Annotated in this window: 13 protein-coding genes and 1 pseudogene; 6 read left to right on the top strand and 8 right to left on the bottom strand. The window is 67.6% G+C overall.

The window, feature by feature from the left end; translation table 11 throughout:
• Positions 1-22: 22 nt before the first annotated feature.
• Entirely contained in the window at positions 23-649 is a 627-nt protein-coding gene (locus ACV229_RS28910) for a TetR/AcrR family transcriptional regulator (RefSeq protein ID WP_448086496.1), read from the bottom strand.
• Between the two features lie 127 nt (positions 650-776).
• On the opposite strand from ACV229_RS28910, the gene ACV229_RS28905 reads away from it, so the two are divergent.
• Positions 777-1169, top strand: coding sequence for a nuclear transport factor 2 family protein (locus tag ACV229_RS28905; protein WP_448086495.1), 393 nt, complete (start codon positions 777-779; stop codon positions 1167-1169).
• A 103-nt stretch (positions 1170-1272) separates the two neighbouring features.
• Here the strand turns inward: ACV229_RS28905 and ACV229_RS28900 are convergent, their stop codons facing one another.
• Complete coding sequence (locus ACV229_RS28900) at positions 1273-2583, bottom strand: MFS transporter (RefSeq protein ID WP_448086494.1); 1311 nt, start codon at positions 2581-2583, stop codon at positions 1273-1275.
• 188 nt (positions 2584-2771) lie between these two features.
• Entirely contained in the window at positions 2772-3854 is a 1083-nt protein-coding gene (locus ACV229_RS28895; RefSeq protein ID WP_448086493.1) for a tartrate dehydrogenase, read from the bottom strand.
• A gap of 110 nt (positions 3855-3964) precedes the next feature.
• On the opposite strand from ACV229_RS28895, the gene ACV229_RS28890 reads away from it, so the two are divergent.
• From ACV229_RS28890 to ACV229_RS28875, 4 genes and pseudogenes are all read left to right on the top strand, one after another.
• A complete protein-coding gene (locus tag ACV229_RS28890) occupies positions 3965-4885 on the top strand; it encodes a LysR substrate-binding domain-containing protein (RefSeq protein ID WP_448086492.1) in 921 nt (306 codons plus the stop codon).
• Positions 4886-5044: 159 nt separating this feature from the next.
• Positions 5045-5671 (top strand): LysE family translocator, encoded by a 627-nt coding sequence (locus tag ACV229_RS28885; RefSeq protein WP_448086491.1) that lies wholly within the window; start codon positions 5045-5047, stop codon positions 5669-5671.
• A 541-nt stretch (positions 5672-6212) separates the two neighbouring features.
• A pseudogene (locus ACV229_RS28880) lies at positions 6213-6380 on the top strand (slipin family protein); the annotation flags it as partial.
• Positions 6381-6437: 57 nt separating this feature from the next.
• The gene (locus ACV229_RS28875) at positions 6438-7661 is read left to right on the top strand and encodes an RtcB family protein (RefSeq protein ID WP_448086490.1); all 1224 of its coding nucleotides are present in this window, start codon (positions 6438-6440) and stop codon (positions 7659-7661) included.
• 49 nt (positions 7662-7710) lie between these two features.
• Here the strand turns inward: ACV229_RS28875 and ACV229_RS28870 are convergent, their stop codons facing one another.
• Entirely contained in the window at positions 7711-8379 is a 669-nt protein-coding gene (locus ACV229_RS28870) for an O-methyltransferase (protein ID WP_448086489.1), read from the bottom strand.
• Between the two features lie 154 nt (positions 8380-8533).
• On the opposite strand from ACV229_RS28870, the gene ACV229_RS28865 reads away from it, so the two are divergent.
• Positions 8534-9829 carry an O-acetylhomoserine aminocarboxypropyltransferase/cysteine synthase family protein gene (locus ACV229_RS28865; RefSeq protein ID WP_448086488.1) on the top strand — a complete coding sequence of 432 codons (1296 nt, stop codon included), beginning with the start codon at positions 8534-8536 and terminating at the stop codon, positions 9827-9829.
• Positions 9830-9862: 33 nt separating this feature from the next.
• On the opposite strand, the gene ACV229_RS28860 is transcribed toward ACV229_RS28865, so the two are convergent.
• The 4 genes from ACV229_RS28860 to ACV229_RS28845 are packed head-to-tail and all read right to left on the bottom strand — an operon-like array spanning position 9863 to position 15015.
• Positions 9863-10843, bottom strand: a complete 981-nt coding sequence (locus tag ACV229_RS28860; protein ID WP_448086487.1) for a sulfurtransferase — start codon at positions 10841-10843, stop codon at positions 9863-9865.
• A complete protein-coding gene (locus tag ACV229_RS28855; protein ID WP_448086486.1) occupies positions 10840-12048 on the bottom strand; it encodes a phosphotransferase enzyme family protein in 1209 nt (402 codons plus the stop codon). Before ACV229_RS28855 ends, ACV229_RS28860 begins: the two co-directional genes overlap by 4 nt.
• Positions 12049-12073: 25 nt before the next feature.
• A complete protein-coding gene (gene pnuC, locus ACV229_RS28850; protein WP_448086485.1) occupies positions 12074-12718 on the bottom strand; it encodes a nicotinamide riboside transporter PnuC in 645 nt (214 codons plus the stop codon).
• A 50-nt stretch (positions 12719-12768) separates the two neighbouring features.
• A complete protein-coding gene (locus ACV229_RS28845; RefSeq protein WP_448086484.1) occupies positions 12769-15015 on the bottom strand; it encodes a TonB-dependent siderophore receptor in 2247 nt (748 codons plus the stop codon).
• Positions 15016-15356 lie beyond the last annotated feature (341 nt).

Raw genomic sequence — 15356 nt, 5'->3', positions numbered from 1 at the left:
GTCCTAGGGGACCTGTTCCGCGTCAGTTCGCCGGATCGTGGCTGGACTTCGACCCAATCTGGCCGTCGATCAACTGTCGCCCGATTTCGGCCATATTGCTTTTCAGGTCGGTCGCGTCAAGCGTCATTGCATAGCTGTACGCCCCCTCCATCAGAAGCGACAGTTGATCGCCAAGGCGATGCGGATCGCGTGCGCCCAACGCCTGACCCAGGACGCGCAAGCGCCTGCGCACTTCCTCCTTGTTGGCACAGGCAACCACGGTGCCAGGGTGTCGGCGATCGGGGAATTCAATGGAGAGATTGACGAAAGGGCAGCCCCGGAACGTGGGACTCGAGGCCAGGTCGGCAACACCGGCAAGGAGTGCTTCAACTTGCTGACGCGGGTTATTGGCATGCGGACCGACGACGATGTCCCACCATAGCCAGAATCGTCGATTCTGTTCCTCGGCAAACGCCGCGATCAACTCGTCCTTCGATGAAAAGGTGCGATACAGCGAAGACTTCGATACACCGGAACGCGCGATCACCTCATCGATACCGATTGCGCGAACCCCGTGCTGATAAAAGAGCTCGATCGCAGTCTCGACCAGGCGTTCACGCGCTGTAGGCTCCCCGCGCTTCGGTGCGCCGCGCCTTGTCGTCTTCGTCATCATCCCGTCCAGCGTAAACAAGGTTGACAACGGTACATCAAATGTTCATCCTAGACAAAGGTACAGATCTGTTCCTTTACCCCGGATGCAGACCTGTGACGGATCAACCCTCTATTGGAGCGAAGCAATGACGACATCTGGAAACGCGGACGCAAACAAGGCCCTGGTTCTGGAAGCAATCACCGGGGTTTTTGTCAGCCGAGACCCCGGCGTGCTTGACCGGTTGTTCAGCGACGATTATCGGCAGCACAATCCGCTGATCCCCAATGGCCCGTCCGCCATCAAGGCCTTGCTCGCCAACCTGAAACCCGATTTCAGGTACGAACCCGGCCTTATCGTTGCGGAAGGTGACTACGTGATGGTTCACGGCCGGTATACCGGATGGGGTCCAAAGCCGATGGTGGCGGTCGATATTTTTCGCGTCGACAACGGCAAGATTGCAGAGCACTGGGACGTGATGCAGGAAGAGGTTCCTCAGGCACTCAGCGTCAACGGCAACGGCATGTTCACCGGGGCGTGAGCTTCGAGTGCCTTCGGATGCCGCCCTGCGGCGGACAGGCATCGCCGCAGGCGTGCCGAGCGTGCTGATCATCCAGATGCGCGCTCGCACTGACCGGCAGACGTCAATGATGATGCCGCACCCCCGATACGATCTGCTGCTGCGACGCCTTCCGGCTCAGCAGCAGCGTCACGACCGCTGACACCGCGAGCGTCCCCGCGACGACATAGAGCCCGGCCGCGTACCCGCCCGTCACGTTCTTCAGCCAGCCGATCGCGAACGGCCCGACGAATCCGCCGAGATTGCCGATCGAGTTGATCATCGCGATCCCTGCGGCCGCGCCGGCGCCCGACAGGAACATGCTCGGCATCGCCCACAGCGGCGCCTTCGCGGCGCTGATGCCGATGTTGACGACGACGAGCGCGAGCACGGTCAACAGCGCGGTGCTCGCCTGCCCCGCAAAGATGAAGCCGACGCACGCCAGCACGCACGGGATCACGACGTGCCACGTGCGCTCGTCGGTGCGATCCGAGTGCCGCGCCCAGACGATCATCGCGACGACGGCCGCGATGCTCGGAATCCCGGTGAGCAGGCCCGTCTGCAGCGCGCTGAAGCCGAACTGCCTGACCATCAACGGCGCCCACAGGCCGAGCGTATACAGCCCCGCCGACGTGCCGAAGTAGATCAGCGCGAGCGCCAGCACGCGCGGATCGCGCAGCGCCTGCCACGCGCCCGCCGTGTGTCCCGCATGCGTATGGCGCGCATCGGCTTCGGCCTTCAGCTTCGCGATCAGCCAGTCGCGCTCGTCCGGTTCCAGCCACGCCGCCTTCGACGGCGCATCGGTCATGTGCTTCAGCACGACAAAACCAAGCAGCACGGCCGGCAGCGCTTCGATGATGTACAGCATCTGCCAGTCCGCCAGCCCGAACATCGGCGGCAGCTGCATGATCGCGCCCGACAGCGGCGAGCCGATCGCGGTCGAGATCGGCGCGGCCGCCATGAACCACGCGGCGGCGACCGCGCGCTGCTTCGCGGGGAACCACAGGCTCAGGTACAGGATGATGCCGGGAAAGAAGCCCGCCTCGGCGACGCCGAGCAGGAAGCGCAGCACGTAGAAGCTCGTCGGGCCGGCCGCGAACGCGGACACCGCCGACACGATCCCCCACGTGATCATCACGCGGGCGATCCAGATCCGCGCGCCGACGCGATGCAGGATCAGGTTGGACGGCACTTCGAACAGGAAGTAGCCGATGAAGAACAATCCGCCGCCGAGCCCGAACGCGGTCGGCGACAGGCCGATCGCCTTGTTCATCGTCATCGCGGCGAAGCCGACGTTGACCCGGTCGAGAAAGCTGACGAAGTACAGCAGCATCACGAACGGAATGATGCGCCACATCAGTTTCCGCGCGACGCGGGATTCCAGATTGGCTTGCATGTGTCTCCTCCTTCGAGGTCGAGCTGCGCTCTGTCTGTGGAAGCGGTCCGACGCCTGCATCGCCGGTGGCGAAGACGTCGTTGCCCGGCTCGCGTCGGATGCGCGAGTCGCGGGCGGAACATTCGATGTGTCGCGAGCCGGCGGGCCTTCCTGCTGTTGCCTGCCGTCGCCTGCGTGGCTGGCGTCGCTTACGCCGCCACCTCGGCCTTCCCGACAAGTTCGCAGACAGCCGCCGTCACCTGCGCGGTGGTCGCGTGGCCGCCGAGATCGCCGGTGTGCAGCGACGGGTCCGCGGTCACGGTTTCGATCGCGTGCATCACGCGCGCGGCCGCTTCCGCTTCCCCGAGATGCTCGAGCAGCATCACGACCGACCAGAACGTGCCGATCGGATTCGCGAGCCCCTTGCCCATGATGTCGAACGCGGAACCGTGGATCGGCTCGAACATCGACGGATAGCGGCGCTCCGGATCGATGTTGCCGGTCGGCGCGATGCCGAGGCTGCCCGCGAGCGCGGCGGCGAGATCGCTCAGGATGTCCGCATGCAGGTTCGTCGCGACGATCGTGTCGAGCGTCGCCGGACGGTTGACCATCCGCGCGGTGGCCGCGTCGACGAGCTCCTTGTCCCACTTCACGTCGGGGAATTCCTGCGCGACCTCTTTCGCGATCTCATCCCACATCACCATCGCGTGACGCTGCGCGTTGCTCTTCGTGATCACCGTCAGCAGCTTGCGCGGCCGCGATTGCGCGAGCCGGAACGCGAAGCGCATGATGCGTTCGACGCCGGCGCGCGTGAGGATCGACACGTCGGTCGCGGCCTCGATCGGATGCCCCTGGTGCACGCGGCCGCCGACGCCCGAATACTCGCCCTCCGAGTTCTCGCGGACGATCACCCAGTCGAGGTCGGCCGGCTTGCAGCGCTTCAGCGGCGCGTCGATGCCGGGCAGGATGCGCGTCGGACGCACGTTCGCGTACTGGTCGAGGCCCTGGCAGATCTTCAGGCGCAGGCCCCACAGCGTCACGTGGTCGGGCACGTCGGGATCGCCGGCCGAGCCGAACAGGATCGCGTCCTTGTCGCGCAGCGCGTCGAGGCCGTCGGCGGGCATCATCACGCCGTGCTGGCGGTAGTAGTCGGCGCCCCAGTCGAAATCCTCGAACTCGAACGCGAAACGGCGGCTGCCGCGGGCGAGCGCTTCCAGCACCTGCCGGCCGGCCGGCACGACCTCCTTGCCGATGCCGTCGCCGGGAATCGTTGCGATACGGTACGTCTTCATGTGTCTCCACCTTTGAATCATCGTGATCGTGAGCGCACTGTACTCAACTTGAAGCGCAGCAACCGGTGCTAAACTCAAAGCATCTTTAACCTGAATTCACAAGTGCAACGATGGCGGAAGCGGTCCAGCCTGCCGATCTCGGCTTCTTCTCGACGCTCGCGGCATCGGGCAGCCTGAGCGCCGCCGCGCGCGAGCTCGGGCTCACCGCGGCGGCGGTCAGCAAGCGGCTCACGTTGATGGAGCAGCGCGCGGGCGTGACGCTCGTGAACCGCACGACGCGGCGGATGATGCTGACGCCCGAGGGCGAGGTCTACCTGGAATACGCGCGCCGGATCCTCGACCAGATGGACGAGCTCGGCGAACTGCTCGGCAGCGCGAAGAAAAACCCGAAAGGGCTGCTGCGCGTGAACGCGACGCTCGGCTTCGGGCGCAGCCACGTCGGCCCCGCGATCTCCCGCTTCGTCGCACGCTACCCGCAGGTCGCCGTGCAATTGCAGCTGTCGGTGATGCCGCCGCCGCTCACCGATGACGCGTTCGACGTCTGCATCCGCTTCGGCGAGCCGCCCGACACGCGGGTCGTCGCGCGGCGGCTCGCGCCGAACCGCCGGCTGCTGTGCGCGGCGCCCGCGTATCTCGCGAAGCACGGCACGCCCGCCACGCCGCACGACCTGGCGAAGCACAACTGCATCGGCATTCGCCAGGGCGACGAAGGGTATGGCGTGTGGCGCCTGACGAGTGGCCGCGGCACGGCGCGCAAGACCGAAGCCGTACGCATCAACGGCAACCTGACCACCAACGACGGCGAGATCGCGGTCAAATGGGCGCTCGACGGGCACGGCATCCTGATGCGCGCGGAATGGGACATCAACGAGTATCTGGCCGACGGCCGCCTCGTCGTCGTGCTGCCCGACCACGACACGCCGAGCGCGGACATCTATGCGGTCTATGCGCAGCGGCACCAGATGTCCGCGCGGATTCGCGCGTTCGTCGATTTTCTTGCGGGCGAGCTGGGGCGCTCGCGTACGGAGTAGGTGCCGGACGCCGGTTCGCTTCAGGTCGTGCCGGCCAATTCCGTCGAACGCTCGCCGTCCGCGATCTGCGGTGTCGCGCACCGCCCCGTCAGCACCATCGCGCGCGACCGACTACAATGCCCCGATCGATCGCCGCCGCGCGTTCACCCGGGAGACATCATGTTCGACCTGACCACGCTGACCACCTTCATCGCCGTCGTGCTGGGCCTGTTCCTGATCCCCGGCCCCGCCGTGCTGCTCGTGCTGAGCCGCACCGTGCAGGCCGGCCGCAAGACCGGCATCCTGACCGGCCTCGGCGTCGCGAGCGGCGATTTCATCCACACGCTGTTCGCGGCCGTCGGGCTGTCCGCGCTGCTGATGACGTCGGCGCTCGCGTTCACCGTCGTCAAGCTGGCCGGCGCCGCGTACCTGATCTACCTCGGCGTGCGCGCGCTCATCGAGAAGCCGTCCGATCCGTCGCTGCCGAAGGTACCGCCCGTCACGCCGCTGAAGGCCTACCTGCAGGCCGTGCCGGCCGAAGTGCTGAACCCGAAGACGGCGCTGTTCTTCCTCGCGTTCATGCCGCAGTTCGTGCACCCGGAACGCGGCTCGACGTTCGTGCAGTTCGCGGTGCTCGGGCTGATCTTCGTCGTGCTCAGCTCGCTCTACACGACGCTGATCGCGCTGTCGGTCCGCCCGCTCGGCCGCATCGTGAAGCGCCTGTCGTGGCTCACGCGCTGGCAGGGCAAGATCATCGGCACGATCTTCATCTCGCTCGGGCTGAAGGTCGCCGCGCAGCAGCGGTAAGGACGATCGTCACGTACGCCGCCCGGTGAGAGCGGGCGGGCACGACGTGGTCGCAATCGATCCCGCTCGTCCGATGCTCGACTACGCGCGGCGATAACCGGGCGCCGATGCGATTTGCTGGATCGCAGGCGACGCAAGCTGCGCCGTGTCGCTGCCGCCGTTCGTTGCAACGCAAAGCGCGGAGATCATCACGATCTGCAGCGCATGACGCACGCGCGGTGCCGACGTGTGCCGCGGTATTCGGCGCTCGGCGCCGCATGCTGCAAATCGACGCGGGGCGCGAGGCCCGCCGCTCGTCGGGCCAGTCGCGGCGCCGCGCGAACGCTCACAACGACGCCCTGCAGCGCGCGTCGGTGCGGCGCCTCCGCGCCACCCTGCGGCCATTGAAGAAAAGGACAAGAATATGTGGAAGCAGTGAAAAAGGACGAACACACTCTGCTGATGAGCGACAGCGATTTCGTGAAGGCGCTCGAACCGGGCGCGTCCCGGGCCTTCGATCCGTTCTATCGTCTGACGGTAGAGTCCGTGCGCCAAGACGCGCCGCTCGCTGCTGAACACCGCGAAGGTGATGGAAGAGAACCCGACCGCGCTGCGGCTGAAGGAGCTGGAGACGCTGGAGCGCGTCGCGGAACGGATCGACCGCATCTCGGTGTTCGGCGGTCTCGACCAGGTGTTGAACGGGCTTGTCACGATCAAAGCCGCGCAGTGAACGCGGCGGCGCGGCGCACGAGCGCCGCGCCACACATGACTGAAGCAGGTGAAAGGAATGACTGAACTGGACTACCAAGTAATGGAACTGGCGCACGGCAAGCCGGTGAAGATGTGGACGAACGGCGTCGCCGTCGAAGAGGATGCGCGCGCGCAGCTGCGCAACACCGCGCAGATGCCGTTCATCTTCAGGCACGTCGCCGTGATGCCGGACGTGCACCTCGGCAAGGGCTCGACGATCGGCAGCGTGATCCCGACGAAAGGCGCGATCATTCCGGCCGCGGTCGGCGTCGACATCGGCTGCGGGATGATGGCCGCGCGCACGACGCTGAGCGCGTTGGACCTGCCGGACTCGCTTGCCGGGCTGCGCAGCGCGATCGAACGCGCGGTGCCGCACGGCCGCGCGCCGGGCCGCCGCGATCCGGGCGCGTGGGGCAACCGCGCGCCGCAGCAGGTCGACGAGATGTGGAAGGCGCTGCTGCCGGGGTTCCAGCGGATCGTCGACAAGTATCCGAAGCTGGAGAAGACGAACCACTACGTGCACCTCGGCACGCTCGGCACCGGCAACCACTTCATCGAAGTGTGTGTCGACGAGAACGACAGCGTGTGGTTCATGCTGCACAGCGGTTCGCGCGGCGTCGGCAACGCGATCGGCAGCCTGTTCATCGAACTCGCGCAGGCCGACATGCGGCAGCACATCGCGAACCTGCCGGACCGCAACCTCGCGTATTTCAAGGAAGGCAGCCGGCATTTCGACGACTACGTCGACGCGGTCGGCTGGGCCCAGGACTACGCGCGACGCAACCGGCAGGTGATGATGGACGCGGTGATCCGCGCGGCGCGCGACGCGATCGGCAAGCCGTTCGACGTCGACGAGCACGCGGTGAACTGCCACCACAACTACGTGCAGAAGGAACGCCACTTCGGCGAGGACGTGCTCGTGACCCGCAAGGGCGCGGTGTCCGCGCAGAAGGGGCAGCTCGGGATCATTCCGGGCTCGATGGGTGCGAAGAGCTTCATCGTGCGCGGGCTCGGTAATCCGGAAAGCTTCTGCTCGTGCAGCCACGGCGCGGGACGCGCAATGAGCCGCACCGAAGCGAAGCGCCGCTACACGGTCGCGGACCAGGTGAAGGCAACGCAAGGCGTCGAATGCCGGAAGGACGCGGGCGTCGTCGACGAAATCCCGATGGCCTACAAGGACATCGACGCGGTGATGGCGGCCCAGAGCAGCCTCGTCGAAGTCGTGCACACGCTGCGTCAGGTGGTGTGCGTGAAGGGTTAGTGTGGCGGGTCGCCTCGCGCGGCCCGCTGGTCCTGGCGCGCCGCCCTGCTCACGCCCCCACAACCGAAATCGAGAACCCGTCCCATCCTTTCAAGCCGACAGTCTGCACGGCCGTCGTCGTGAGTCGCGGTTCATCGGCGATGAACCTGAACCCCTCGCGCACCCCAACGACATCCGGATCGTGGTTGTCCGGATCCGCCACCGCGCCCCGCCGCACGACGTTGTCGACGACGATCACGGTGCCCGGCCGCGACAGCTTCAGCGCCGCGCGCAGGTAGGCCGGATTGTTCTCCTTGTCCGCATCGATGAAGATGAAGTCGAACGGCTCGGCGCCCGCGTCGATGAGCTGCGCGAGGCTGTCCTTCGCGCTCCCGACGACGACCGACACGGCCTCCGCGAAGCCGGCCCGCGCGAGGTTCTGCGTCGCGACCTTCGCATGCTCGGGGCTCAGCTCGAGCGTCACCAGCTTGCCGCCGGGCGGCAATGCGCGCGCGAGCCAGATCGTGCTGTAGCCGCCGAGCGTGCCGACTTCGAGAATGCGGCGCGCACCCTGGATCGTCGCGAGCAGCTGCAGCAGCTTGCCCTGGTTCGGCGCGACGTTGATCGCGCGCATGCCCGCCGCGTCGCTCGCCCCGAGCGCGGCATCGAGGACTTCGTCGGACGGCACGAGCGTCCCGGCGAAATACTCGTCCACCCGCGTCCATTGCTCCTGATCCATGTCGCCCCCTTCGCCTGTGGAAAACGGCATTCTATGCCCCGCGCGTCCATAAGCAACCAACCAATCGATCTAAGGTCTTCACGCGGCCGCTTCTATAATCGCCCGACGGCCGCATGCCCAGCCCGGAACACCACAACAACAGACGGAGCACATCATGACCGAGCAGACCTCTTCCACCTGGCGACTCGAAACCGTCGCCGTCCACGGCGGCTATCGTCCCGACCCGACGACGCGCGCGGTCGCGGTGCCGATCTACCAGACCGTCGCGTATGCGTTCGACGACACGCAGCACGGCGCCGACCTGTTCGACCTGAAGGTGCAAGGCAACATCTACACGCGGATCATGAACCCGACGACCGACGTGCTCGAGCAGCGCATTGCCGCGCTCGAAGGCGGCATCGGCGCATTGGCGCTCGCGTCGGGCCAGGCGGCCGTCACCTACGCGATCCAGACGATCGCCGAAGCCGGCGACAACATCATCTCGGCCAGCACGCTGTACGGGGGCACCTACAACCTGTTCGCGCACACGCTGCCGCAATACGGGATCACCACGCGTTTCGCCGATCCGCGCGATCCGGCGTCGTTCGAGCCGCTGATCGACGCACGCACGAAGGCGATCTTCGCGGAATCGGTCGGCAACCCGCTCGGCAACATCACCGACATCGCGGCGCTTGCCGAGGTCGCGCATCGCCACGGGATCCCGCTGATCGTCGACAACACGGTGCCGTCGCCGTACCTGCAGCGCCCGTTCGAGCATGGCGCCGACATCGTCGTGCACTCGCTGACCAAGTACCTCGGCGGGCACGGCACGAGCCTCGGCGGCGCGATCGTCGATTCGGGCAAGTTCCCGTGGACCGAGCACGCGGACCGCTTCAAGCGGCTCAACGAGCCGGACGTCAGCTATCACGGCGTCGTCTACACCGAAGCGTTCGGCCCGGCCGCGTACATCGGCCGCGCGCGCGTCGTGCCGCTGCGCAACATGGGCGCGGCGATCTCGCCGTTCAACGCATTCCAGATCCTGCAGGGCATCGAGACGCTCGCGCTGCGCATCGAGCGCATCAGCGACAACGCGCTGAAGATCGCGCAGCATCTCGCGCGACATGAGAAGGTCGAGTGGGTGAATTACGCGGGGCTGCCCGATCATCCGGACCATCCGCTCGTCGCGCGCTATCTGTCCGGCCGCGCGCCGGGCCTGCTGACGTTCGGCGTCCACGGCGGCCGTGCGGGCGGCGCGAAGTTCCAGGACGGGCTGAAGCTGTTCACGCGGCTCGTCAACATCGGCGACACGAAGTCGCTCGCGACGCATCCGGCGTCGACGACGCATCGCCAGCTGTCGCCGGCGGAACTCGCGAAAGCGGGCGTGAAGGAAGAGACGGTGCGGCTGTCGATCGGGATCGAGCATATCGACGACCTGATCGCCGATCTCGACCAGGCGCTGGCGCAGCTCTGACGCGGCGGCATCCCGCCGATGGCGGGCGGCCGCTCAGCCGTCCGTCGCCATCGGCAACGCGAGATCGGCCGCCCATTCCTGCAACGACCCGTCGTAGATCGCGACGTCGTCGCGGCCGATCAGCGTCAGCGCGAGCGCATCGACCGCCGCCGAAATGCCGCCGCCGCAATAGAGCAGCACAGGCTGCGCGGAATCCAGCGATGCGAGCGCGGCACGCAACTGCGCGGTCGGCAAATACCGGCCTTCCGCGTCGAACAGCGTGCGTGCGGGCACGTTGACGCTGCCGGGGATGTGCCCGCGCCGCGCATAGCGGCTCGGCACCCGCCCCGAAAACACCGCGTCCGACAACGCGCACACGAGCGTGCCGCGCATGCTGCCGGCCACCGCGGCCTCGACCGCATCGCGATCGATCCACATGCCATTGCGCACACGCACCGGCAACGTCTGTCCGGCAAATGGCGGCGCATCGCCCGAATCGCCCGAATCGCCTGATACACCCGATACGCCCGATACGCCTGATTCGCCCGCCTCATCCGCCCCGCCCGCCTCGACCGGCAGTCCCGCCGCGCGCCATGCGCGCCAGCCGCCATCGAGCACCTGCGCATCGATGCCGATCCACCGACGCATCCACCAGAGGCGTGCTGCCCAGAACCCGTCCGCGCGATCGTAGACCACGACTTGCGAATCGCCGCCGACGCCAAGCTCGTCAATCGCGCGCGCCAGCACCTGCGGATCCGGCCGCATGAAATTCAGTTGGGGATGCGATGCGGACAACGCTTCCACGAGATCCGCATGACGCGCGCCGGGGATGCGCTCGGCGCGCCACGCGTCGCGACCGCTCACGACCCGGTAGTCGCCGTCGAAACGCGGCGGCGCCAGATCGACATGCGCGTCGAGCACGACCAGCGACGGGTCGCCGAGTCGCGCGGCAAGCGCTGCCGGTTCGATCAGCCAACGGGCGCGCCGCGCGCCATCGTCGTCGGATTCACCCGCGGGATTGAATACGTCGCTCATGCCTGCGTCCTCCGTGTGTGCCGCGGACGTTCCAGCCAGTCGAGCAGTTGCCGTCCGTCCGGCTCGCCGAACCAGCGCGCATGCCCGACCAGATAGCCGTCATACGCGGCGCCGACGCTGTCGCGCGAACCGACGATCCCGTCGAAGTATGCGACCTCGGACAGCGCGAACTCCGTATGCACGATCGGCAGCAGCGCGACCAGCGCCGCATGCGCCTCATCGCTCAACGGTTCGAGCGACTCGTAGCCGTCGAGCAGCGCGGCGATCTGTTCGTATTCGACGCGGCGCGCGTCGGCCGGCGCCATCCAGTCGACCGTATTGCGCTCGATCGCGAGCGCGAGGTCCATCACCGCACACGTACGGTCCGACAGACCGAAGTCGAGCACGGTCTGCACCTGTGCACCGGGCCCGGCATCGGTCCACAACAGGTTCGACGCATGCCAGTCGCCATGGGTCCACAGCGGCGGCAACGCAGGCAGCAGCGGCGCGAGGCGCGCGTGGTACGGGCCGATCGCGTCCGCGACGTCGTCGCGCCACGCATGCGTCGCGAGCGCGCGCACGAGCAGCGGTTGCGCGTCGACCCAGCGTTCGAGCGCGCCGGCCAGATCGTCCGACGACAGCACCCTGAAACTCGACAGCAGCAGCCGCAAGGGCCGCGCCGGCGCCTCGAAGCCCGCCGACGCGCGATGCAGGCCGGCCAGCGCACGGCCGGCCGCATACGCATGCGACGGATGCGTGAACGGCTTCCACGACATCACCCCGCGATACGCGTCGACGCCCGGCGCGACCGCACTCACTTCGTAAGTCCATTCGCCGCGCGTGACGGCGGTCGCGCCGTCGCGATCCGCGAGCACGTCGGGCACCGGGCATCCGTGCTCGCGCAGATGCGTGATGAAGCGATGCTCTTCCGCGAGGCCCGCGACGTCGCGGATGCTGACGTGATGGCGCTTGACGAACAGCGAGCGATCATTCGCCGTGCGCACCAGCACGGCCGCCGAGAACGGCCGCGGGCTGTGCCACACCAGTTGCGCGGGCGGTCCCGCGCCGTCGATGCCCGCGAGCACCGTCGCGACTTCGTCGCGCGTCATCAGCGGCCAGTCGCGTTCGGCCTGTTCGCCGTCGACGCCGAACTGCGGCGGCGCGACGTCGCGCAGGTCGGCGTCGTCATCAGGCAGTTGCACGGCCGGTTCGAGGGGAAAGGACATGAACGCTCCTTCTGCGAAAAGCGAATCAGCGCCCGCCGTCGCGCGGCACGAGCGCGGGGGCGCGTGCGGCGTCGCCCGCCGCGCGCAGCGCATCGGCCGTCCTGCGCCAGTCGCGCCAGCCGACAACGGCGAGCCCGATGAAGAGCGCATAGAGGCCGGCCGTCAGGTACAGTTCCTTGATCACGAACATGCCGACATACACGACGTTGACGACGATCCACAGCCCCCACGATGCGATGTAGCGGCGTGCGGTCCAGTATTGCGCGACGAGGCTGAACGCGGTCAGCGACGCGTCGACGAACGGCAGCGCGGCATCGGTCCAGCGCGCCATCATGCCGCCGAGCAGCGCGCTGCCGACGACGGCCGCGATCAGGTCGGGCAGCACAGCCGCCGGCTTGAGCCCCGTGACGGGCACGACCGCGCCGTGCGACGCGTCGCCGCCTTGCGCATCGACCGTGCGCTGCGCGAGCCAGCGCCGCCAGCCGTACACCTGCAGCACCGCGAACGCGCCCTGCAGCAGCATGTCGGAATAGAGCTTCGCGTCGAAGAAAATCCAGCCGTACAGCGCGACCGACGCGAGCCCGACGGGCCAGCACAGCATGCGGCGTTTCGCGGTCAGCCAGATCGCGAGTGCGCTGACGATCACGCCGGCGATTTCAAGTGCGGACATCATCCTCTCCAGTGTAGCCAACGCAGCGGTGCGTCGCCACGCGCAGCCGGTCAGAAGTCATACGTCAACGAAATGCGCGCGGTGCGCGGCGCGCCCGGGAACAGGTACGCGTCGCCCTGCTGCTCGCCCGCATCGCGCCAGTAGAACTTGTCGAACAGGTTGTCGACGGACACGCGCAGCACCGTGCGGTGCCCGCCGATCTTCGTCGTATAGCGCGCGCCGAGATTGAACACGAACCACGACGGCACGCGCGCGGTGCCCTCCTCGTTCGCATTCCGGCTCGCGCTGTAATCGACGCCGCCGAGCAGGTCGAGACCCGCGACGCCCGGCACCGCATAGTCGGCATACAGCGACGCGCGCAGCGCGGGCACGTTGATGATCTGGTGCCCCTCGTACGCGGGCGACCCCGAATCGTACGCGCGCGCGCGGATCGCCGCGACCGTCGCGGTCAGCGACAGGCGCTGCGTGACCCGCCCCGCCGCGCCGAGCTCGATCCCCTGGTGCCGCTGCGTGCCGCGCTGCACGAACGTATAGCTGGTGCCCGCCGCGTCCGGCTCCGCAAACTGGAACGGCTTGCTGATCGAGAATACCGCGGCCGTGAGGCTCAGCCGGTCGAGCCAGTCGACCTTCGCGCCGACTTCGACCTGATGCGATTCGACGGGCGGCAGGAACGCGTACGCGTTCGTCGCGCGCACCGGTGCCTGGTCGCCGAGCGACAGTGCCTTGCTGTACGACGCATAGAGCGACAGCGCCGTCACCGGCTTGTAGACCAGCGCGACCTGCGGCAGGAACACCGAGCGGTCGGTGCGGGTCTGCGGGCCGTCGAGGCTGTCCCAGCTCCGCTGGCGCAGCAGCACCTCCTTGCCGCCCGCGAGCACCTGCCAGTGATCGCCGATGCTGATCCGGTCGAGGCCGAACACCGAATACTGCCACGCGTCGAGCCGCGGATACGACGGCCCCGGCTGGTTCGGCGACGGCGCGAACGTAAGGTCCGGCCCGTAGATGTTCTCGCTGCCGACGTAGTCGTACACGGCATCGGCCATGTGCACGACGCGCCGCTGCACGCTCGTGCCGAACGTCAGCTCGTGCCGGATCGGCCCGGTCGCAAACTTGCCTGTCGCGACCGCGCGCACGTCGTCGTTGCGGCGATACTCGCCGGGGCTCCGGAAGTCGTACACGTCGAAATCGCCGTTCGCGCCGAAGAAGAATGGCGCGATCGCACCACCCGCACCGGCCGCGCAGCTCGGCGCATACGCGCATCCGTACGCGAACGCGCTGTTGTCGTCGATCATCGTGCGGCTGCGGCCCGCGGCCACATACGCGCGCCAGTCGTCGTTGAACTGGTAGTCGAAGCGCGCGTTGAGGTTCAGCGCATCGGTCGTCACGGGTTTCGCCCACGGCTGCGTGCCGAGCGCCTTCGACGTCGTCTTGACCGACGGCACGACGGTGCCGCCGAGCAGCTGGTACCCCGGCGCGGAACGCTGGATCCATTGCTGGAATTCCGCATTCAGCTGCAGGCTCGCGCGCGGGCTGATGTCCCAGTCGGCGGCGATCGAGCCGAACGAGCGGCGGCCGTTCGTCCCGTCGACGTAGGAATACATGTTTTCCTTCGCGGCGTTGATCCGGATGCCGAACTGGTTGTCGACGCCGAACCGCCGGCCCAGATCGACGGCCGCCGACGTCGAGCCGCGGCTGTCGACGCCCGTCGTTACGCTCGCGACGTTCGCGGAGCGCTTGGTCACGAAGTTGATCACGCCACCCGGCGCGACGACGCCGCTGTCGATGCCCGCGAGCCCTTTCAGGATCTCGACGCGTTCCTTGTTCTCCAGCGGCACGTTCTGCTCGCCGGACACGGTCAGCCCGTCGATCTGGATCGCGCTCGCGAGATCGACCGGAAAGCCGCGGATCGAGAAGCCTTCGAAATAGCCGACCGGCGCATACGCGTTGCTGACCGACGCGTCGTTCTTCACGACATCGCTCAACCGCTTTGCCTGCTGGTCGTCGAGCAGCGCACGGGTCACGACGGTGACCGACACGGGCGTATCCTGCAGCGGTGCGTCGTCGAAGCCTGCCACCGACGCGGTGCGCGCGCGCAGCGCACTGCCGCGCTCGCCGCTGACGGTAATGGCCGGCAGCGTGCTGCCGCCGGACGCCGACGCGGCATCCGATGTCGCGCCCGGCGTGTCGCCCGATGCCGCGCTCGCATGCGCGGCGAAAAGCGTGATGCCGAGGCCGAGGCCAACGCGCACACGCGCGCGCCGCCTGACGGGCGACACAGTTGTTCTTTTCACAGTCATCTTGATGGATCTGAAACTCGCCGCTCGACGTGTCGATGCCGCTGGCCAATGCCTGATGCAATCGGCGAACACGACACGCGCTTCGGCAGATGGATCGCCCCCGCTTGCCCGGCGGACACCTGGATCACGCGCGCCGGCGCATTGCGCTCGCGCGGCGGCCACCGGTCACTTGCCGACCGATCGATCGTGACGACGCGGGATGGAAGATCAGGTGCGCGTGGCGCAGCCGCGAACACGCGCCGGCCCGCCCCGCGGGCGGCGGAGGCTGCGCCGCGGTCCGGGCTCGACGCCCGGGCACGCAACGCATTGCGGCGCGCATTTTACCGCGCGGCGGCAACCGG

It is taken from the genome of Burkholderia sp. MR1-5-21, from assembly GCF_053427715.1.
This window is presented reverse-complemented; position numbering and strand designations above follow the sequence as displayed.